Below are 20,778 nucleotides of genomic sequence, written 5' to 3'. Positions count from 1 at the left end.
GACGGGGGTGGCGACGTGGATCTCCAGGTAGGCGGTGCCGCTGGCCTGGTGGCGCTTGCGCACGGCCTCGCGGCTGTCGGCGTACGGCGCGATGACGAGGACGACGCACAGCACGCCGTTGCGCGCGAGCACCTCGGCGACCAGGCCGATGCGCTGCACGTTGGTGTCGCGGTCCTCGCGGCTGAAGCCCAGGCCCGCGGAGAGGAAACGGCGGATCTCGTCGCCGTCGAGGACCTCCACCCGGTGCCCCTCGGTGCGCAGCCGCCCGGCGAGGACGCGGGCGATGGTCGTCTTGCCCGCGCTCGGCAGCCCGGTGAGCCAGATCGTGGCTCCCTCGGCCCTTGGCGTGCTGGTCATGCGTGCTGTCCTTTCGCGGCACCGGCGGCGCCGCCGTGCCGCCGGTGGTGGAGTTCGGTGAAGAGGGCCTCCCAGCGCGGGTGCACGGCGTCGGGGCCGTACGAGGAGGCGGTGAGGACGGCGGCGACGCCCATCTCGGCGCGCAGCGCCTCGTCGCCCATCAGCCGTCCCGTGGCGTCGGCGAGGGCGTCGGGGTCCTCGGGCGGGACCAGCAGGCCGTCCACGCCGTGCGTGAGCACGTCGGCGGGGCCGGTCGGGCAGTCGAAGCCGACGACCGGCAGCGCGTGGCTCATCGCCTCGATCATCACCATCGGCAGTCCCTCGAAGCGCGAGCTGGGCACGTAGAAGGAGGCCTTGGCGAGCTCGTCGTCGAGGCGGTCGGTGTGGCCCATCAGGAACACGTGGTTGTAGAGGTGGTGCTCCTCGATGAGCCGGCGCAGCTCCGCCTTCCTCTCGCCGCTGCCGTAGATCCACAGCTGCCAGTCGGGGTGGGCCCCGACGAGCTTCGCCCACGCGGGGATCAGCAGGTCGAAGCCCTTCTGCGGGGCGAGCCGCCCGGCGGCCACCGCGATCTTCGCGCTGTGGTCGGTGGGCACCTGGTCCAGGGAGTGAACGGCGTTCGGGATGCGCACGACCCGGGTGCCGGGCAGCAGCCGCGCGTACTCCTCGCGGTCGCGCTCGGTCAGCACGGCCACGGTGTCGAACCGCGGGTAGCAGGCGCGGATGCGCCGCTGCACGTCCGGCCGGTGCGTGCCGTGGTTCATGTGCTCCTGCGCGACGCGGACCACGCCGTTCGTCGCGTGCTCGGCCGCGAGGAGGTTCAGCGCGGGCCGGGTGGTGACCAGGATGCCGTCGCGCAGCCCGGACAGGTACGCGACGAGCTGCCGCTCCAGCCACCGGCTGAAGCAGCGGTAGCCGAACTCGCCCGCGGGGACGAGCCGCGCGGGCTGCTCCAGCAGCCGGGCGCGGCGCCGCTCCTCCCAGCGCCCGCGCAGTCCGGGGGGCGGGGTGTACGCGCCCTCGCGCAGGTCGACGACGGTGGACACGGCCACCCGTTCGTCGAGCGGGAACTGCAGGTCGTCCCGGCGGCGCACCGCGCTCACCAGTTCGACGTCCCAGCCCGCGGACGCCAGGGAGTTGGCCTGGTTCATCACGGTGCGGATGGTGCCGCCACGGCCGTAGGCGTGCAGCAGCAGGTAGCGGACCTTCGGGCGGGCGGGGGCGCCCGCGGTCCGGGGCGGCGGGGTCACGAGGGACCTCCCGCCCGGCACTCCAACGACAGGTTGTCCTTGACCGTGTAGTACGGCCGTACGCGGAAGCCACCGGCCTCCGGGACGCTCTGCTCGGGGAAGACCATGATCTTCTTCTTGCCGCGGATGTCGTCCAGCCGACGTCCGGCGCGCAGCCTCACCGTGCCGTCGGTGAGGTGGACGTCCCACTCCGCGACCGCGGCGGTCCCCGCCGTGCCGGCCGCCGCCAGGTCGGTGACGGGCAGTTCGCCCTCGAAGCGTCCGCCGCGCACGCGCACGGGGTGGCTGAGGCTGCGGCCCGTGTCGTCGCGGCGGACCAGCAGCAGCTCCCAGCCGCCGGCGGCGGGTCCGGTCAGGCCGTGGAACCGGCCGACCAGGCGGATGCGCCCGTCGCGCGGCCAGACCTCGTCCATCTCGGCGTGCGGCTTCACGAGGCGTGGCCCCAGGAGACGCACATGGGGCGGAGCAGGTCGGGTATCTCGTCGTCCTCCGGCAGCTCGCGCCCGGCCTGCACCCGGCCGGTGCGGATCTTGTCGCGCCAGTCGCCGAGCCCCTTGACCACCTGCGAGTCGTCCTTCCGGCCGTAGTCGAGCATCGACGGCTCGAAGCCGACCTCCAGGCGGCGGATGTGCAGCTCGTGCGGGGAGTGCAGCTCGGAGTGGGCGTCGAGGAGCATGCGCAGCAGGGTGGAGCCGGAACGCACGGGCGACATGATGAAGACCGGCCGCCGCAGCAGCCGGTCCGTGGCGAGCTCCTCGGGGCCGGGACACCGGTACGCGGGCGTGGCCTTCTCGGCGGGCCTCGGCGCCGCGGGCTTCGTCGCGGGGGGGTGCGGCGGGCGCGGCCTTCCGCACCTGCAGGCCGGTGGTCGCGGTCAGCGCCCGGTTCAGATTGCGCAACAGACTCATGCGCCCCGACGCTGAGCAGGGATTGTGAGAAGAGGCCCGGGGGAACCTGAGCGTTTACTTAGGCACCCCATGAGCAGCGGGAATCACATCGCGCAGCGTCGCGGCGTCTTCGCGCAGCGTTGCGTCCACGCTCCCGACGGCACCGGTACACCTGCGGAGACGGCCGGTTCCGCCGGTTCCGCCGTGCTCGTCGGCACCGGCGGTTCCGCGCCCCGCCGTGACGGTGCCTCAGGCGGCGACGGCCAGGTCCTCGGCCGGCACCCGGTGCGGCGCGACCACGCTGCCGTCGGGCAGCAGCGCCCCGGTGTCGTCGAAGAGGACCGTGCCGTCGGACAGCAGGTACCAGCCCTGCTCGGGGTGGGCGGACACGATGTGCGCGGCGCCGCGGGCGGCGTCGTCGGCGGACGGGCGCGAGATCCGGTGGGAACACATGGCGTACCTCCACGGGCGTGGGATCCGGGCGGCCGGTCCGCCGCCCCGCTGACACCTGTCCTCGACGATGCTCCCGCCGCCCGCGTGCCGCCAAGGGCCGTCCGCCGGATGTGACAGCACGCGGACACACCGGCGACACCGCCGCGACGCACGCCGCCGGACGCCGCGCCTCCGTGACGGGGCACCGGTACCTCCGGCGTCCTGTCCGCTCCTCCGACTCGCCCCGAAGGGGTGAGGGTCGCGCCCGCCGGGGACCCCGGCCGGTACCTGTGGGAGCCCAGCCCGAACCCCTCGATGGAGGTACTCCGATGTCCCTGCGCACGAGCCGCGCGCTGACCGGCGCGACGGCCGCCGCTGCCGCCCTGCTGACGCTGGCCGCGCCGTCGGCCGCGGCCGGCTCCGGCCCGTACGACCCCGCCGAGTCCGGCTCCGACCACGTCACCGTCGACGGGACCGGCCGGATCGCCCGGGACGGCACCCTCACGCTCTCCGGCGCCTACCGCTGCGCGGGCGGCTCCGGGCCGGTCTTCGTCGGCTCCAGTCTGCAGCAGGGCCGGGGCTCCTTCCGGCACGGCATCGGCGGCACCCGCGCGGTCTGCGACGGCGAGACGCACCGCTGGACGAACAGGGGCCGCCCCGGCGGTGACGAGGAGCGCCCCTTCAAGGCCGGTCCGGCCCGCGTGGAGGCGACCCTGATGGAACTGCGCACCACCGACGGCCTGCCCCTGCCCCGCCCGCGCGCGTCCCACAGCGAGGAGATCACGCTGACGGAGCGGTAGCCGGACGCCGGGCACGGGACCCGGGCACGCGGCGCCGCCTCCCGTTCGGCCGTGGGTACGGCACGGCGGGAGGCGGCGCGCGGAGCCGGCGGGGCCGGGGCCTAGATGTCCCGGAAGATCTCGATCTGCGCTCCCACGGAGTTCAGCCGCTCCGCCAGGTCCTCGTAGCCGCGGTTGATGACGTAGACGTTGCGCAGGACCGACGTGCCCTCGGCGGCCATCATGGCCAGGAGGACGACCACGGCGGGGCGCAGGGCCGGCGGGCACATCATCTCGGCGGCGCGCCAGCGGGTGGGGCCCTCCACCAGGACCCGGTGCGGGTCGAGGAGCTGGAGCCGGCCGCCCAGGCGGTTCAGGTCCGTCAGGTAGATCGCGCGGTTGTCGTAGACCCAGTCGTGGATCAGCGTCTTGCCCTGCGCGGAGGCGGCGATGGCGGCGAAGAAGGGGACGTTGTCGATGTTCAGGCCGGGGAACGGCATGGGGTGGATCTTGTCGATGGGCGCCTCCAGCTTGGAGGGCCGGACGGTGAGGTCCACCAGGCGGGTGCGGCCGTTGTCCGCGAAGTACTCCGCCGAGCGGTCGTGGTCCAGGCCCATCTCCTCCAGGACCGCGAGCTCGATCTCCAGGAACTCGATCGGCACGCGGCGGACGGTGAGCTGCGACTCGGTGACCACGGCGGCGGCGACGAGGCTCATGGCCTCCACCGGGTCCTCGGAGGGCGAGTAGTCCACGTCGACGTCGATGGTCGGCACGCCGTGCACGGTGAGCGTCGTGGTGCCGATGCCCTCGACCTTGACGCCCAGCGCCTCGAGGAAGAAGCACAGGTCCTGGACCATGTAGTTCGAGGAGGCGTTGCGGATGACGGTCGTGCCGTCGTGGCGCGCGGCCGCGAGCAGCGCGTTCTCGGTCACCGTGTCGCCGCGCTCGGTCAGCACGATCGGGCGGTCCGGGGCCGCCTTGCGGTCGACCTGGGCGTGGTAGAGCCCCTCGGTCGCGGCGATGTCCAGGCCGAACCGGCGCAGCGCGATCATGTGCGGTTCGATCGTTCGCGTGCCCAGGTCGCAGCCGCCCGCGTACGGCAGCTTGAACTGGTCCATGCGGTGCAGCAGCGGGCCCAGGAACATGATGATCGACCGGGTGCGGCGGGCCGCCTCCGCGTCGATGGCGGCCATCTCCAGCTCGGCCGGCGGCACGATCTCCAGGTCGACGCCGTCGTTGATCCACCGGGTACGCACGCCGATGGAGCCGAGCACCTCCAGAAGGCGATACACCTCCTCGATGCGCGCGACGCGGCGCAGCACTGTGCGCCCCTTGTTCAGCAGAGAGGCGCACAGCAGGGCCACGCAGGCGTTCTTGCTGGTCTTGACGTCGATGGCGCCGGACAGGCGGCGTCCGCCGACCACGCGCAGGTGCATCGGACCCGCGTATCCGAGCGAGACGATCTCGCTGTCGAGCGCCTCACCGATTCGAGCGATCATCTCAAGGCTGATGTTTTGATTGCCCCGCTCGATACGGTTGACAGCGCTCTGGCTGGTGCCGAGTGCTTCGGCGAGCTGCGACTGTGTCCAGCCGCGATGTTGACGGGCGTCACGGATGAGCTTGCCGATGCGTACGAGGTAGTCATCTGCCATGAGGCGAGGTTATCTCACATATGAGATTGCGCACCCCGGGGGGTTTGGTCGAGTGACACCTCCTCAGCGGCGCCTGGCGGTACGGGTGCGACGCCAGCCGAAGGGGCCGGGCAGGTCCATGGAGGTCGTGCGGCGCCCGGTGCTGCTGTGGGTGTGGCGCGGACCGTTCGCCCCGCCCGTGGTGATCGACCACGAGCGGCGGTTGATGTTCAGCCGCACCCCGGGAAGGATGCGGAAACTCTTGCGGAACGTCAGGGGCATGGAGGTCTCCTTCGGGTGTCTCCTTCCGGTGCCCGACGGGTACCCGGGACCGTGCGGGACATGGCCGGCGTGCGGCCGCCGGGCGGGAGTGGCCGGAAGTCGCCGCCGTCGCCGAAGGGAGCCGGGGCATGACCCGTCGGCCCTGATGTACTAGAGTTATCTCGACATCGAGATATCTGCCGAGGCGCACCGAAAGCCGCCACCCCGGTAAGGCTTACCTAACTTAGCCTTACCTTAGCGGATCGTCGAGACGCCGTGGCGGCACGATGCGGTGGTAAGCGCACATATATGAAGGAGACTGTCGTGTCGGCGAACAGCTTCGACGCCCGCAGCACGCTGCAGGTGGGCGACGAGTCGTACGAGATCTTCCGGCTGGACAAGGTGGAAGGCTCGGCGCGCCTTCCCTACAGCCTCAAGGTCCTGCTGGAGAACCTGCTCCGCACCGAGGACGGCGCGAACATCACCGCCGACCACATCCGCGCCCTCGGCAACTGGGACTCTCAGGCCCAGCCCAGCCAGGAGATCCAGTTCACGCCGGCCCGCGTGATCATGCAGGACTTCACCGGTGTGCCCTGCGTCGTCGACCTCGCCACCATGCGCGAGGCCGTCAAGGAGCTCGGCGGCGACCCGGCGAAGGTCAACCCGCTCTCCCCGGCCGAGCTGGTCATCGACCACTCCGTCATCGCCGACAAGTTCGGTACGCACGACGCCTTCGCGCAGAACGTCGAGCTGGAGTACGGCCGCAACCGCGAGCGCTACCAGTTCCTGCGCTGGGGCCAGACCGCCTTCGACGACTTCAAGGTCGTCCCGCCCGGCACCGGCATCGTCCACCAGGTGAACATCGAGCACCTGGCCCGTACGGTCATGGTCCGGGGCGGCCAGGCGTACCCCGACACCCTCGTCGGCACCGACTCGCACACCACCATGGTCAACGGCCTCGGCGTGCTCGGCTGGGGCGTCGGCGGCATCGAGGCCGAGGCCGCCATGCTCGGCCAGCCGGTCTCCATGCTCATCCCGCGCGTCGTCGGCTTCAAGCTGACCGGTGAGCTCAAGCCCGGCACCACCGCCACCGACCTCGTCCTCACGATCACCGAGATGCTGCGCAAGCACGGCGTCGTCGGCAAGTTCGTCGAGTTCTACGGCGAGGGCGTCGCCGCCACCTCCCTCGCCAACCGCGCCACCATCGGCAACATGTCGCCGGAGTTCGGCTCCACCGCCGCGATCTTCCCGATCGACGGCGAGACCCTGAACTACCTCAAGCTCACCGGCCGCTCCGAGCAGCAGGTCGCGCTCGTCGAGGCGTACGCCAAGGAGCAGGGCCTCTGGCTCGACCCGGCCGCCGAGCCCGACTTCTCCGAGAAGCTGGAGCTCGACCTCTCCACGGTCGTCCCGTCCATCGCCGGCCCGAAGCGCCCGCAGGACCGCATCGTGCTGGCCGAGGCCGCCGAGCAGTTCAAGGCCGACGTCCTCAACTACGTCGAGGCCGGCGTCACCGGCGGCGACGACCGCAAGCCGGGCGTCCCGCAGCAGGAGCAGCCGCACGGCGTCGAGTCCTCGGTGGACGAGGCCGGCGCCGAGTCCTTCCCGGCCAGCGACGCCCCGGCCTACGGCCACGACGACAACGGCGCCGGCGCCCCGCAGCACTCGGCCGTCGTCCCCGGCGCGGGTCCGTCGAACCCGGTCACCGTCACCGCCCCCGACGGCTCCACCTACGAGCTCGACCACGGCGCCGTGACGGTCGCGGCCATCACCTCCTGCACCAACACCTCGAACCCGTACGTCATGGTCGCCGCCGCCCTGGTGGCCAAGAAGGCGGTCGAGAAGGGCCTGACCCGCAAGCCGTGGGTCAAGACCACCCTCGCCCCGGGCTCCAAGGTCGTCACCGACTACTTCGACAAGGCGGGCCTGACCCCCTACCTGGACAAGGTCGGCTTCAACCTCGTCGGCTACGGCTGCACCACCTGCATCGGCAACTCCGGCCCGCTGCCGGAGGAGGTCTCCAAGGCCGTCAACGACCACGACCTCGCCGTCACCTCGGTGCTCTCCGGCAACCGCAACTTCGAGGGCCGGATCAACCCCGACGTCAAGATGAACTACCTGGCGTCCCCGCCGCTGGTCGTCGCGTACGCCATCGCGGGCTCCATGAAGGTGGACATCACCACGGAGGCGCTCGGCACCGACCAGGACGGCAACCCGGTCTTCCTGAAGGACATCTGGCCCTCCGAGGCCGAGGTCAACGACGTCGTGGCGAACGCCATCGGCGAGGACATGTTCAGCAAGTCCTACTCCGACGTCTTCGCCGGCGACGCCCAGTGGCAGTCGCTGCCGGTCCCGACCGGCGACACCTTCGAGTGGGACACCGAGTCCACCTACGTCCGCAAGCCCCCCTACTTCGAGGGCATGCAGATGGACCCGGAGCCGGTCGGCGACATCTCCGGCGCCCGCGTGCTCGCCAAGCTCGGCGACTCGGTCACCACCGACCACATCTCCCCGGCCGGTGCGATCAAGGCCGACACCCCGGCCGGCAAGTACCTCACCGAGCACGGTGTGGAGCGTCGTGACTTCAACTCCTACGGCTCGCGCCGAGGCAACCACGAGGTCATGATCCGCGGCACGTTCGCCAACATCCGCCTGCGCAACCAGATCGCGCCGGGCACCGAGGGCGGCTACACCCGCGACTTCACGCAGGAGGGCGGCCCGGTCTCCTTCATCTACGACGCCTCGCGCAACTACATCGAGCAGGGCATCCCGCTCGTCGTGCTCGCGGGCAAGGAGTACGGCTCCGGCTCGTCCCGCGACTGGGCCGCCAAGGGCACCGCGCTCCTCGGAGTCAAGGCCGTCATCGCCGAGTCCTACGAGCGCATCCACCGCTCGAACCTCATCGGCATGGGCGTCCTGCCGCTGCAGTTCCCCGAGGGCCAGAACGCCGAGTCCCTCGGCCTGACCGGTGAGGAGACCTTCTCCGTCTCCGGCGTCACCGAGCTGAACGACGGCACCACCCCGCGCACCGTGAAGGTCACCACCGACACGGGCGTGGAGTTCGACGCGGTCGTCCGCATCGACACCCCCGGTGAGGCGGACTACTACCGCAACGGCGGCATCATGCAGTACGTGCTGCGCAGCCTGATCCGCAAGTAGGCGGCGGCGCACAACGGTCGAGGGCCGCACCCCCGTTCCCGGGGGTGCGGCCCTCGCGCGTGCCCGCCTCGAAGAGGCGTCGCGTACGCCCTTAGAACATCAGGCGGTACGTGTTCCAGCCGCCGCTGCCGATCTTCACCCGGGACCCGTACGGGGCGGCGGCGTTGCCGGTGCCCTTGTACAGGTACAGCGCGCCGTTCTTGTCGCGCGCCACCAGGTCGGGGGTGCCGTCGATGTCGATGTCGCCGACAGAGACGATGTTGTTGTACGTGTTCCAGCCACCGCCGATGCGGGTGCGGGAGGAGAACGGCGCCTTGTAGTCGCCGGTGCCCTTGTAGAGCCACAGCACGCCGGATGTGTCCTTGGCGACGATGTCGTCCTTGCCGTCACCGGTCAGGTCGCCCTTGCCGGTGATGTGCGTGTAGGCGTTCCACCCGCTGCCCACCCTGTAGCGCTGGGTCAGCTCGCCGTTGCCGTAGCCGAGGTACAGCCACAGCACGCCGGAGCTGTCCCGGGCGAGCAGGTCGTCGGCGGCGGCGCCACCGACGTTCGCGGGCGAGAAGACCTGGTTGTAGATCTTCCATCCGTTGCCGATGAAGATGTGCTCGTCGTTGTTCCAGGGGCCGTAGTAGAGCTGGCCCTCGGACGTGACGTGCCAGATGCCGTCCGAGAAGCCGTCGGCGTCCTGGTCGACCTGCGTCATGGCACGGGCGGTCTGCCAGCCGTATCCGGCGTTCCAGCGAGCGTCCAGTCCGCCTTCGAAGTCGGGTTCGTAGCTCCACAGGTCGCCCGCGCTGTCCACACCGAACAGCGGGTTGATCTGGGCGTCCCCGGGCAGGGCGGTGACGCTGAACTTCTCTGTGCCCGACGGCTTGACGTCGAGGTGCGGCCGGGACGCGGTGGGTCCCGGCTCGTCGGCGGCGACGGCGGCGCTGGTACCGGTCGCCACCAGTGCGGCGGTGAGCGCCGCAGCCGTGGCACGCGCCAGGGCGCGACGCGTGTTCAGGCCGGAGCTTATGGCCACGTGGGTCCTCCATTGGTCATGCGGAAGGGATCGCGGAGCGAGGTACGGCGCACAGCAAGATCCCGATAACTCCGTGATCCTTACACATGGCCTTTACATGTCAATTGGATTACATGAAATTGATACGGGAAGGCATCGCAAACACACCGAAAAGGCAAGGAAGTCGCCTCAGTCGGCCCTCCGCGCACGCGCCGCGACCAGGGCGGCGAACCGCCCCCAGGTCGCCCCCGCTTCGCCGCGCACCGTGTCCACGAGCTGCCCGGGCCGGGATCGTGAGCTGGGCCGGTGCCGCCGTCGCGAACGGGGACCCGCCGCCGTCAGCGCCCTGTGACCAGTCCCGTGACGCGTGTGCCGGCCGTCCGCGCGTGCTCCCCTGGCGACGCGTGACGCGCCCCCGGCGGCACCCGCCGGGCCGGCGCATGCCCCGGCCCGGGGGACGGGGCGGCACAGAAGGGCGGCGGGTTTCGGCCGAGGCCCCGACCCGCCGCCCGCCCGTCGTCCGCCTACGCCAGCAGCTCCACCTCGGCGAGGGCCGACTCGCCGTCGAGGACCAGCCGGTAGTGCCCGTACGCCTTCGGCGACTTCACCGAGAACGCCCGGGTCTGCCGGTCCCAGGCGAAGGACTCACCGGAGCGCTTGTCCAGCGTCTTCCACTTCTTGCCGTCGGACGAGCCCTGCAGGGTCCAGCCCTTGGGCGCCTTGGTGCGGTCCGACGAGGTCAGCGTGTACTGGACCGCCTTGACGGCCTTCGCGACCGGCAGCTCGACGGTGGCCGCGGTGGCGGCGGTCGCCGAGGTGTCGTCGAAGAGCGCGCCCTCGCCCTCGATCGCGTCGGAGCGCGGCGAGGGGACCTTGTCGTCCTGCGTGATGGAGACCGGCGCGTCCTTCTTCCCGGTGCCCCACGAGGACGGCTTCGCGCCCATGTCGAACTCCAGGACCCCGCCCTTGGCGATCAGCGCGTGGGGCAGCGAGGTGGAGGTCCACTTCTTGCCGTTGACCCTCAGACCCTGCACGTAGATGTTCTTCGCGCTGTTCTTGGGGGCCTTGACCACCAGGTCGCGGCCGTTCTCCAGGTGCACGGTGGCCTTGGTGAACAGCGGGGAGCCGATGGCGTACTCGCCGCTGCCCATCACCAGCGGGTAGAAGCCGAGCGAGGAGAAGAGGTACCAGGCCGACTGCTCGCCGTTGTCCTCGTCGCCGTGGTAGCCCTGCCCGATGTCGCTGCCGGTGTAGAGGCGGGAGAGCACCTCGCGGACCTTCTCCTGCGTCTTCCAGGGCTGCCCGGCCGCGTCGTACATGTACGTCACGTGGTGGGCGACCTGGTTGGAGTGGCCGTAGTTGCCCATGCGCACGTCGCGGGCCTCGGTCATCTCGTGGATGACGCCGCCGTAGGAGCCGACGAACTCCGAGGAGGCCGTCTCCGGGGTGGAGAAGTACGTGTCCAGCTTCTGGGCCAGGCCCGACTTGCCGCCGTAGAGGTTGGCGAGGCCCCGGGAGTCCTGCGGGGCGGTGAAGGCGTAGCCCCAGCCGTTGGTCTCCGTGTAGTCGTAGCCCCACACGCGCGGGTCGTACTTCGAGGACTCCACGCGCCACTTGCCCTTCGCGTCCTTGCCCTGGAAGAAGCCGGCCCCGGAGTCGAAGAGGTTGACGTAGTCCTGCGCGCGGTTGAGGAAGTACTCGGACTCCTCCTTGTAGCGCTTCTCGCCGGTCTTCCTGTGGAGCGCCTTGCCCATCTGGGCGATGCCGTAGTCGTTGAGGTAGCCCTCCAGCGCCCACGACAGGCCCTCGTGCGTCTCGGAGCTGGTGTAGCCGAGGAACGGCGAGGTCGCCATGCCCTTGCGGCCGACGCCCGAGGACGGCGGGACGACGGTGGCGTTCTTCACCGCCGCGTCGTAGGCGGCCTCCGCGTCGAAGTCGACGCCCTTGACGTAGGCGTCGGCGAAGGCGACGTCCGAGGAGGTGCCGGTCATCAGGTCCGCGTAGCCGGGCGAGGACCAGCGCGAGGTCCAGCCGCCGTCCTTGTACTGCTGGACGAAGCCGTCGACCAGCTCACCGGCCTTCTTCGGGGTGAGGAAGGAGTACGCGGGCCACGTGGTGCGGTAGGTGTCCCAGAAGCCGTTGTTGACGTACACCTTGCCGTCGACGATCTTCGCGCCGGTGTGCGTCGGGGTGTCCTGGCCGGTCATCGCCGTGAAGGGCGAGGCGTACTGGTACTTGTTCCCGACCTTCTCGAAGCCGGAGTTCGGGTACAGGTACAGCCGGTACAGGTTGGAGTAGAGCGTGGTCAGCTGGTCGGGGGTCGCGCCCTCGACCTCGACCTTGCCGAGCAGCTTGTCCCACTGCTGCTGGGCGCGCTTCTTCACCGTGTCGAAGGACGTGCTCCCGGGGATCTCCTGGCGCAGGTTGTCCTTGGCCTGGTCGACGCTGATCAGCGAGGTGGCCAGGCGCAGGGTGACGGTGCGGTCGGAGCCGGCGTCGAAGCGCAGGTGGCCCTTGACGCCCGAGGAGGCGCCGTCCTTCACCGGCGCGTCGAAGACGCCGTAGACGAAGAGGCGGGTGGCACCGGTGGACAGGCCCGACTTCACGTCGGAGTAGCCGGTGAAGGTCCCGTTCTCCTTGTCCAGGGTCAGGCCCGCCTGGTCGGTGACGTTGTCGAAGATCACGCTCGCGTCGTCGCCGGGGTAGGTGAAGCGCATCACCGCCGCGTGGTCGGTGGGCGCCATCTCCGCCTTGAGGCCGTTCTCGAAGGTCACGCCGTAGTAGTACGGGCGGGCCGTCTCGTTCTCGTGGCGGAAGGCCAGCTCACGGGCGTCGCGGCCGGTGTCGGGGGTGCCGGACGCGGCCGACGGCATGACCTGGAAGGTCTGCCGGTCGCCCATCCACGGGCTGGGCTCGTGGCTGGCGCTGAACGCCTGGACGGTGGGCAGGTTGTCCGCGTTGTTGCCGCGCGCGTAGTCGTACAGCCAGCTCAGGGAGCCCGCGTTGGTGGCGGGGGTCCAGAAGTTGAAGCCGTTGGGCACGGCCGTCGCGGGGATGTTGTTGCCGCGCGAGAAGCCGCCGGTGGAGTTGGTGCCGCGGGTGGTGACCGCGTAGTCCGACAGGTGTGCCTTGGGCTTCTCCGGCGCGACCTGCCTCAGCGCGACGTCGTCCACCCAGCCGCGGAACTTCGCCGGGCCCTTGGGGGAGTCGTACGCGACCAGGATGCGGTCGACCGTCCTGCCGGCCGCGACCGAGCCGATGCGCGAGGCGACGCTGTTCCACTGGTTGACGTACAGCGTCTTGGCCGCGCCCTGGCCCTGCGGGGTCAGCGGGAAGCCGTGCTGGTCGGTGGCGCGCAGGTCGCTCAGGTAGGTGCCGTCGGTGAAGGCGAGGTCGACGGAGACGTTCGTGGCGTCGTAGTCGAGGTCGCCGTCCGCCATCGACGGGAAGACCTTGTAGGACAGCTCGGTGTTCCGGCCGACCGCGACGTCGACGTCGAAGACCTTGTTGTACGAGTAGGCGCGGCCGTCGGCCTTGTGCGAACCGGCGTAGCGCAGCGCCCGCTTGCCGGTGAAGCCCGCGCCCGCCTTGGCGGTCGGCGAGCCGCTCGGGCCCTTGTCCACCAGCGACAGCATGTCCGGCGGCGTGGTGTCGCCGCCGTCGTCGCCCGTGGAGAACTGCACGTCGGCGAGTTGGGTGGCGTCCGAGGCGCCGTTGTTCTTCGTGAACTCGATCCGGAAGTGCCGGTACTCGGCCGGTTCGGCGAGGTCGTACGTCTTCGTCTCGAACCGCTTGGCGAAGGTCTCGCCGCTGCGGCTGTCGACCGTCGTCCAGTTCTCGCCGTCGGACGAGCCCTTGAGCACCCAGTCCCTGGGGTCGCGCTCGTCGTGGTCGTTGGCCGAGGTGAGCGCGTAGGTGGCCAGCTTCACCGGTGCGTCCAGGTCGAACTCGACCCAGCCGGTGGACGCGAAGGTGAGCCACTTGCTGGTCGGCTCGCTGTCGACGAGGTTCTCCTTGACCTCCCCTGAGCCGGAGTTCTCGCCGCTGGCCCGGACGTCGGTGACGTGGTCGGTGACGCCGCCCGGGATGCCGCTGCTGTAGCCGCCGTCCACGCCGGAGGCGCGCTTGGCGCCCTTGCGGTCCGTGTCCACGGTGCTGAGCCAGTCCGGTGCGGGGTCGTCCTCCTCGAAGGAGGAGGCGAACTCCCGCTCAGGGGCCTTCGCCTGCGCGGGCAGGGCGACGGCCGCGCCCTGCGACCCCACCGCCAGGGCGAGTGCGGCCGCCCCCAGCACCGTCGTGGACTGCCATCTGTGCCTTGCTCTGTGCCGCATGCGCCAGCACCCTCCCATGCGCGTGGACAACGTTGTCAGATTTGTTGCGCAGGTTAAGTAGGGGTCAAGTAAACGGCAGTGTCAAGGGTGTTGGGTGGGGCAGGAAACGACAAAAGCCGCATGGCGGGCGATCGGGTGGCCGTGCGACTCCGGCCGGAACGGGTCGTCCGGACGGAAAGGGAATGCACGGCCGCCGCATATTCCCGCCAGGTCTCAACTCGGAAAAGACCCTTGGTGAACCCTGTATTCGATCTTGCCCAGTCGGCCGGAAGTGGACTATACCTGTCGGCGTCCGTGAAGCCGTTCAATCCGGCCGCGGACAGGCCCGAGGAGGGGCGGAAAGAGGTGGTGCGGTGTGCCACCCGCACCATTCCGCGCGTATTCCACATGATCCCGGAACCTCCCGCACGGCGCTTTTCTTCACGCACGACCCCAGCTTGACCGAACGCGGTGCCGGGGAGGTTCCGGTGCACCGCATGAGTCCTGGAGAAGGCGAGGACTTGAGCATGGGATCCACTTCCGCCGAGCACGACGGTCCGCGCGGCACCGGCCGGCGCGATCTGATCAAGCGTTCCGCGGCACTCGGACTCATTTCCGTGCCGACGATGAGTTTCCTCGCCTCGTGCGCGAGCGGCGGCGGGGGCGGTGACGAGGACAAGGCCGAGGCCGGGAAGAAGACCGCGAAGAACCCCCTCGCGGTCAACGAGACCGCGCAGCTGGAGTTCGTCCTCTTCGACGGCGGTTTCGGCAAGGAGTACGCCACCGACGCGATCAAGATCTACGAAAAGAACTTCCCGAAGGCCCCCGGGGTCAAGTTCTCCGCCACCCAGAAGATCCAGTCGACCCTCCAGCCCCGATTCAACCAGGGAAATCCGCCGGACCTGATCGACAATTCCGGTGCCGAGCAGATGGACATGGGCGTCCTCGTCGGCAAGAAGCAACTCGCCGACCTCACCCCGCTGCTCGACGCCCCCTCCTACGACGACCCCGCGAAGAAGGTCCGCGACACCCTGCGCCCCGGCATCGTCGAGATGGGGCAGTTCGACGGCGACAAGGTGTGGATCCTGTACTACGCCTACACGGTGTACGGCGTCTGGTACTCGCGCAGGCTCCTGGACTCGCTCGACGCGCGGTACCCCGAGACCTGGGACGAGATGCTGGCGGTCTGCGAGAAGGCCAGGAAGAGGGGCATCGCGCCCTGGACGTACGCGGGCAAGTACCCGTACTACATCCCCTTCTCGCTCTACCCGATGATCGGCAAGGTGGGCGGCCGCGAGGTCCTCGACGCCATCGACAACCTGGAGCCGAACGCCTGGAGGCACCCGGCGGTCAAGGCATGCTTCGAGGCGTACTACGAGCTGTACAGAAAGGGCTACATCCTCAAGGGCACCCCTGGGCTCGACCACATCCAGTCGCAGACCGCCTGGACCAAGGGCGACGCGCTGTTCATCCCGAACGGCTCCTGGGTGGAGAACGAGGCATCGAAGACCCTGCCGGCCGACTTCGACCTCGCCGTCTCCGCGCCCACCGGCCTGGACGCCTCCGACAAGCTGCCGTTCGGCACCCTGTGGGCCTCCGGCGGCGAGCCGTTCGTCGTCCCGGCCAGGGCGAGGAACGCCTCCGGCGGCATGGAGCAGCTGCGCATCATGCTGGGCGAGGCGTCCTCGAAGAACTTCACCGCCAAGGTGAAGTCGCTGACCGCGTTCGACGGCGGCACCGACGGGATCGAACTCACCCCCGGCCTGAAATCCGGTGTGGCCGCGCTGGAGAAGGCCGGCGAGAACGTACTCAACCCGCGCCTGCAGGACTGGTACGTGCAATTGCAGAAGGAGAAGATCGGCGTCTCCGGCCTGGGCGAGATGATGGCGGGCCGACTCACCCCGGCCGAGGCCATCAAGCGGATCCAGGGATTCGCGGACGAAGCCGCCAAGGACTCCTCGATCCAGCACTACAAGCACCAGTAGGCACGGATGGACACGCGTCGCCGGCGGCATACGCGCCGAGAACGGGGTCGGTAGCAATGCAGCACGGCAAGTACCGGTTCATCGTGGGATTCCTGGCGATTCCCCTGGGGCTGTACGCGCTTTTCGTGATCTGGCCGTTCGTCCAGTCCATCTACTACTCGTTCACGGACTGGACCGGACTGAGTCCGGACTTCCGTATGGTCGGCCTCGACAATTACGCCCGGATGCTGGACGACGACGTCTTCTGGAAGTCCCTGCGGCACAGTCTGCTGTTCGCACTGCTGCTGCCGCTGGTGACGCTCGGCCTGGCGCTGTTCTTCGCCTTTATGATCAATGTCGGCGGGCGGCGCAGGAAGGGCGGTCCGGTGATCTCCGGCGTACGGGGATCGTCCTTCTACAAGATCGTGTATTTCTTTCCGCAGGTGCTCTCGATCGCCATCGTGGCCCTGCTCTTCGCCTTCGCCTTCAACCCCGACAGCGGTGCGATCAACTCGGCCCTGCGCGCGGTGGGCCTGGACGGCGTGCAGCCCCTGTGGCTCGGCGACCCGGACCTGGCCCTGTGGTGCGTGATGGGGGTGCTCGTCTGGTCCACCGTCGGCTTCTTCGTGGTCCTCTTCTCCGCCGGCATGGCCTCCATCCCGGCGGACCTGTACGAGGCCGCGCTGCTCGACGGCGCCGGCCGGGCCTCGACCTTCTTCCGGATCACCCTGCCGCTGCTGTGGGACACGGTGCAGTCCGGCTGGGTCTACATCGGCATCCTGGCGCTGGGCGCCGAGTCGTTCGCAGTCGTACAGATCATGACCACCGGACCCGGCGGCCCCGACTACTCCACGACCGTGATGGTCCTGTACGTGTACCAGAAGGCCTTCCGCGACGGTCAGGCCGCCTACGCCACCACCATCGGCGTCGCCCTGCTCGTGGTCACGCTGGCCTTCGCGGCCGTCGTGATGCGGCTGGGCCGCCGCGAGCGGCTGGAGTACTGATGACGAGGACGACCGACACCCCGCCGCCCGCCGACGCCGTCGCCGAGGGCCCCGCGCCCGTGGCGAAGGAGCCCGCGAGGGGGGAGCGGGAGAAGAAGGAGGGCACCGTCCTCAACGTCTTCTCCCACGGCATGCTCGTCCTGTGGGCCTTCATGGTCGTGCTGCCGCTGCTGTGGGCGGTGATGACGTCCTTCAAGGACGACAACGCCATCTTCGGCTCGCCCTGGTCGCCGCCGGACCGGCTGCACTTCGAGAACTGGGCGCGGGCCTGGACCGACGCCGACATGGGCGACTACTTCCTCAACACGGTCCTGGTGGTCGGCGGCTCGCTCCTCGGCACGCTGGTGCTGGGCTCGATGGCGGCGTACGTGCTGGCCCGGTTCGACTTCCCGGGCAACCGCCTCGTCTACTTCCTCTTCATCGGCGGCATGAGCTTCCCGATCATGCTGGCGCTGGTCCCGTTGTTCTACGTCGTGAACAACATGGGACTGCTGAACACCCTCCACGGCCTGATCCTCGTCTACATCGCGTATTCGCTGCCGTTCACGGTGTTCTTCCTGACCGCGTTCTTCCGGACGCTGCCGACCTCGATCGCGGAGGCCGCCTTCGTCGACGGCGCCTCGCACTCCAGGACCTTCTTCCAGATCATGCTGCCGATGGCCAAGCCCGGTCTGATCAGCGTGGGGATCTTCAACTTCCTGGGCCAGTGGAACCAGTACATGCTGCCGACCGTACTCAACACCGAGCCGGACAAGCGGGTCCTCACCCAGGGCCTGGTGCAGCTCGCCGCCAGCCAGGGCTACAAGGGGGACTGGTCGGGCCTCTTCGCGGGTCTGGTGATGGCGATGCTGCCCGTCCTCGCCGCGTACATCGTCTTCCAGCGCCAGGTGGTGCAGGGCCTGACGGCGGGCGCCCTGAAGTAGCCCGCCGACCGCTTTCGCCGGCGCCGCCTCCGTGAACCGGAGGCGGCGTTCGCATGTCCGAACAATGGCCGACCTCTTGGCTCCGATTTCCGTCAAGGACTTGACTGCGGTAACGCATTCGGCAGAGCTTGGAGTTCACAACTTGTAAGTGCCTGGGTTCCGCTGCTGTGACCTGGGCCACGGGCGGCACCGCAGCCGCCCGGCTGAGGGCAGGAGTGGATGAGTCGATGGAGACTCCGGGGTCGCAGTCGTCGCTGCACCGAGCCAATCTCGAACGGGTCGTACGCGCGGTGCGCCTGGCCGGATCGCTCACGCAGGCGGAGATCGCCAGGACGACGGGCCTGTCGGCGGCCACGGTCTCCAACATCGTCCGGGAGTTGAAGGACGGCGGGACCGTCGAGGTGACGCCGACCTCCGCGGGCGGCCGCCGGGCCCGCAGCGTCAGCCTGAGCGGCGACGCGGGCATCGTCATCGGGGTGGATTTCGGACACACGCATTTGCGCGTCGCGGTCGGGAACCTCGCCCACCAGGTGCTCGCCGAGGAGTCCGAGCCGCTGGACGTGGACGCCTCCGCCGCGCAGGGCTTCGACCGGGCGGAACAGCTGGTCAGCAGGTTGCTCACGGCGACCGGGGTGAACCGCGCCAAGATCGCCGGCGTGGGCCTCGGCGTCCCCGGCCCGATCGACGTGGAGTCCGGCACGCTCGGCTCCACCGCCATCCTGCCGGGCTGGACCGGCACCCGGCCCGCCGAGGAGCTGCGGGGACGGCTCGGCGTCCCCGTGCACGTGGACAACGACGCCAACCTCGGCGCCCTGGGCGAGCTGGTCTGGGGCAGCGGCCGGGGCGTGAAGGACCTGGCGTACATCAAGGTCGCCAGCGGCGTCGGCGCGGGGCTGGTGATCGACGGACGCATCTACCGCGGACCCGGGGGCACGGCCGGGGAGATCGGGCACATCACCCTGGACGAGTCCGGGCCGGTGTGCCGCTGCGGCAACCGCGGCTGCCTGGAGACCTTCACGGCGGCGCGGTACGTGCTGCCCCTGCTCCAGTCCAGCCACGGCACCGATCTGACCATGGAGGGCGTGGTCCGCCTCGCGCGGGACGGCGACCCGGGGTGCCGGCGGGTGATCGCCGACGTCGGCCGCCACATCGGCAGCGGCGTCGCGAACCTCTGTAACCTTCTCAACCCCAGCCGCGTCGTACTCGGCGGCGACCTCGCCGAGGCCGGCGAGCTGGTGCTCGGGCCCATCCGGGAGTCCGTCGGGCGGTACGCGATCCCCAGCGCGGGGCGCCAGCTGTCCGTGCTTCCCGGGGCGCTCGGCGGCCGCGCCGAGGTGCTCGGGGCGCTCGCGCTCGCGCTCAGCGAGATGGGCGATTCGACCCTTTTGGACGGCACGATGTCCGCGGCGACCCCTGCCTTCACTTAGAGAACGCATGACACCGTTGCCATCTCGTTAAGGATTTACTCCTTGACGCCCACGTTGCGGCCGAGTTGACTTCCAGCCACCTCGGCCGCAACGACGCGGCCTCGTCAGGGAGGTTTCTGAAGTGAACACGCGTATGCGTCGTGCCGCCGTTGCCGTTGCCGCCGGTGCCATGGCCGTCTCGCTCGCCGCCTGTGGCAGCGCCGCCGAGTCCGGTGGCGACAAGAGCGACTCCCCGGGTTCCGGCGAGAAGAAGGGCGACGCGATCACGGTCGGCCTGCTCCTTCCGGAGAACCAGACCGCGCGCTACGAGAAGTTCGACAAGCCCTTGATCGAGAAGAAGGTCAAGGAGCTCACGAACAACAAGGGCAAGGTCGTCTACTCCAACGCCAAGCAGGACGCCACCACCCAGAACCAGCAGGTCGACACGATGGTGACCAACAAGGTCGACGTGCTGATCGTGGACGCGGTGGACGCCAAGGCGATAGCGGGCTCGGTCAAGAAGGCCAAGGAGGCCGGCATCCCGGTCGTGGCCTACGACCGCCTGGCCGAGGGCCCGATCGACGCCTACACCTCCTTCGACAACGAGGAGGTCGGCAAGGCGCAGGGCACGGCCCTCCTGGAGGCCCTGGGCGACAAGGCCAAGGACGGCCAGATCGTCATGATGAACGGCTCCGTCACCGACCCCAACGCCGCCGACTTCAAGAAGGGCGCCCACTCCGTCCTCGACGGCAAGGTGAAGATCGGCAAGGAGTACGACACCAAGGAGTGGAAGCCGGAGAACGCCAACGCCAACATGGAGGGCGCCATCTCCGCCCTCGGCAAGGACAAGATCGTCGGCGTCTACTCCGCCAACGACGGCATGGCGGGCGGCATCATCACGGCCCTGAAGGCCGCCGGTCTCTCCAAGCTCCCCCCGGTCACCGGCCAGGACGCCGAGCTCGCCGGCGTGCAGCGCATCGTCACGGGTGAGCAGTTCATGAGCGTGTACAAGTCGTACCCGCAGGAGGCCGACATCGCCGCGCAGATGGCCGTCGCGCTCGCCAAGGGCGAGAAGCTCGACTCCATCGCGAAGGACACGGTCGACAGCGCGACCACCAAGGGCGTCCCGTCCGTCCTGGTCCCGGTCGTCTCGCTGACGCAGGAGAACATCAAGGACACCGTCATCAAGGACGGCATCTACACGATCGACGAGATCTGCACCGCCAAGTACAAGGCGGCCTGCGACAAGATCGGTCTCAAGTAAGCGACGCACAGGTCCCGGCCGCGGGGATCCGCCGATGATCCCCGCCCGGCCCCGGTGATCCCCGGGCCCGTACGGGACCCGCTCGCCCCCTGCTCCTCCGGCGCCCCGCGCACTCGTCAGCCCCGCAAGCTCGGCCGGGGCGCCGGAC

Annotated in this window: 16 protein-coding genes; 7 read left to right on the top strand and 9 right to left on the bottom strand. The window is 69.7% G+C overall.

Features of this window, described 5'->3' with window-relative positions:
- From IE271_RS33155 to IE271_RS33135, 5 genes are all read right to left on the bottom strand, one after another.
- Positions 1-357, bottom strand: a 357-nt coding sequence (locus IE271_RS33155) for an adenylyl-sulfate kinase (RefSeq protein WP_190194193.1), incomplete at its 3' end; no start/stop codon positions are given.
- Positions 354-1,607, bottom strand: coding sequence for a glycosyltransferase family 4 protein (locus tag IE271_RS33150; RefSeq protein ID WP_229919714.1), 1,254 nt, complete (start codon positions 1,605-1,607; stop codon positions 354-356). The genes IE271_RS33150 and IE271_RS33155, both read right to left, overlap by 4 nt.
- Entirely contained in the window at positions 1,604-2,038 is a 435-nt protein-coding gene (locus IE271_RS33145; protein ID WP_190194192.1) for a hypothetical protein, read from the bottom strand. The genes IE271_RS33150 and IE271_RS33145 overlap by 4 nt, the downstream gene beginning before the upstream one ends.
- The gene (locus tag IE271_RS42500; RefSeq protein WP_229919713.1) at positions 2,035-2,310 is read right to left on the bottom strand and encodes a sulfotransferase; all 276 of its coding nucleotides are present in this window, start codon (positions 2,308-2,310) and stop codon (positions 2,035-2,037) included. The genes IE271_RS33145 and IE271_RS42500 overlap by 4 nt, the downstream gene beginning before the upstream one ends.
- A gap of 433 nt (positions 2,311-2,743) precedes the next feature.
- Positions 2,744-2,947, bottom strand: coding sequence for a DUF5999 family protein (locus IE271_RS33135; protein WP_190194191.1), 204 nt, complete (start codon positions 2,945-2,947; stop codon positions 2,744-2,746).
- A 308-nt stretch (positions 2,948-3,255) separates the two neighbouring features.
- Between IE271_RS33135 and IE271_RS33130 the strand changes: the two genes are divergently transcribed.
- The gene (locus IE271_RS33130) at positions 3,256-3,726 is read left to right on the top strand and encodes a DUF6299 family protein (protein WP_190194190.1); all 471 of its coding nucleotides are present in this window, start codon (positions 3,256-3,258) and stop codon (positions 3,724-3,726) included.
- 101 nt (positions 3,727-3,827) lie between these two features.
- Here the strand turns inward: IE271_RS33130 and IE271_RS33125 are convergent, their stop codons facing one another.
- Positions 3,828-5,357 carry a helix-turn-helix domain-containing protein gene (locus tag IE271_RS33125; protein ID WP_190194189.1) on the bottom strand — a complete coding sequence of 510 codons (1,530 nt, stop codon included), beginning with the start codon at positions 5,355-5,357 and terminating at the stop codon, positions 3,828-3,830.
- 63 nt (positions 5,358-5,420) lie between these two features.
- Positions 5,421-5,618 carry a DUF4236 domain-containing protein gene (locus IE271_RS33120; RefSeq protein ID WP_190194188.1) on the bottom strand — a complete coding sequence of 66 codons (198 nt, stop codon included), beginning with the start codon at positions 5,616-5,618 and terminating at the stop codon, positions 5,421-5,423.
- 288 nt (positions 5,619-5,906) lie between these two features.
- Here IE271_RS33120 and IE271_RS33115 point away from each other — a divergent pair, with 288 nt between their 5' ends.
- On the top strand, positions 5,907-8,756 hold the full coding sequence (locus IE271_RS33115) for an aconitate hydratase (protein WP_229919712.1): 2,850 nt from the start codon (positions 5,907-5,909) through the stop codon (positions 8,754-8,756).
- A 91-nt stretch (positions 8,757-8,847) separates the two neighbouring features.
- On the opposite strand, the gene IE271_RS33110 is transcribed toward IE271_RS33115, so the two are convergent.
- The gene (locus tag IE271_RS33110; RefSeq protein WP_190194186.1) at positions 8,848-9,780 is read right to left on the bottom strand and encodes an FG-GAP repeat domain-containing protein; all 933 of its coding nucleotides are present in this window, start codon (positions 9,778-9,780) and stop codon (positions 8,848-8,850) included.
- A 503-nt stretch (positions 9,781-10,283) separates the two neighbouring features.
- The gene (locus IE271_RS33105) at positions 10,284-14,090 is read right to left on the bottom strand and encodes a GH92 family glycosyl hydrolase (RefSeq protein WP_190194185.1); all 3,807 of its coding nucleotides are present in this window, start codon (positions 14,088-14,090) and stop codon (positions 10,284-10,286) included.
- 506 nt (positions 14,091-14,596) lie between these two features.
- Here IE271_RS33105 and ngcE point away from each other — a divergent pair.
- The 5 genes from ngcE to IE271_RS33080 all read left to right on the top strand — a co-directional run bounded on the left by ngcE (position 14,597) and on the right by IE271_RS33080 (position 20,630).
- Complete coding sequence (ngcE, locus tag IE271_RS33100; RefSeq protein ID WP_190194184.1) at positions 14,597-16,054, top strand: N-acetylglucosamine/diacetylchitobiose ABC transporter substrate-binding protein; 1,458 nt, start codon at positions 14,597-14,599, stop codon at positions 16,052-16,054.
- 56 nt (positions 16,055-16,110) lie between these two features.
- Positions 16,111-17,037, top strand: coding sequence for a carbohydrate ABC transporter permease (locus IE271_RS33095; protein ID WP_190194183.1), 927 nt, complete (start codon positions 16,111-16,113; stop codon positions 17,035-17,037).
- Complete coding sequence (locus IE271_RS33090) at positions 17,037-17,960, top strand: carbohydrate ABC transporter permease (protein WP_190194182.1); 924 nt, start codon at positions 17,037-17,039, stop codon at positions 17,958-17,960. The genes IE271_RS33095 and IE271_RS33090 overlap by 1 nt, the downstream gene beginning before the upstream one ends.
- A gap of 227 nt (positions 17,961-18,187) precedes the next feature.
- Positions 18,188-19,387, top strand: coding sequence for an ROK family transcriptional regulator (locus IE271_RS33085; protein ID WP_190194181.1), 1,200 nt, complete (start codon positions 18,188-18,190; stop codon positions 19,385-19,387).
- Positions 19,388-19,520: 133 nt separating this feature from the next.
- On the top strand, positions 19,521-20,630 hold the full coding sequence (locus tag IE271_RS33080; RefSeq protein WP_190194195.1) for an ABC transporter substrate-binding protein: 1,110 nt from the start codon (positions 19,521-19,523) through the stop codon (positions 20,628-20,630).
- Positions 20,631-20,778 lie beyond the last annotated feature (148 nt).

Source organism: Streptomyces minutiscleroticus (assembly GCF_014650875.1).
Classification (GTDB): domain Bacteria; phylum Actinomycetota; class Actinomycetes; order Streptomycetales; family Streptomycetaceae; genus Streptomyces; species Streptomyces minutiscleroticus.
The sequence above is the reverse complement of the archived record's forward strand: the minus strand, read 5'-3'. Positions and strand labels throughout refer to the sequence as shown.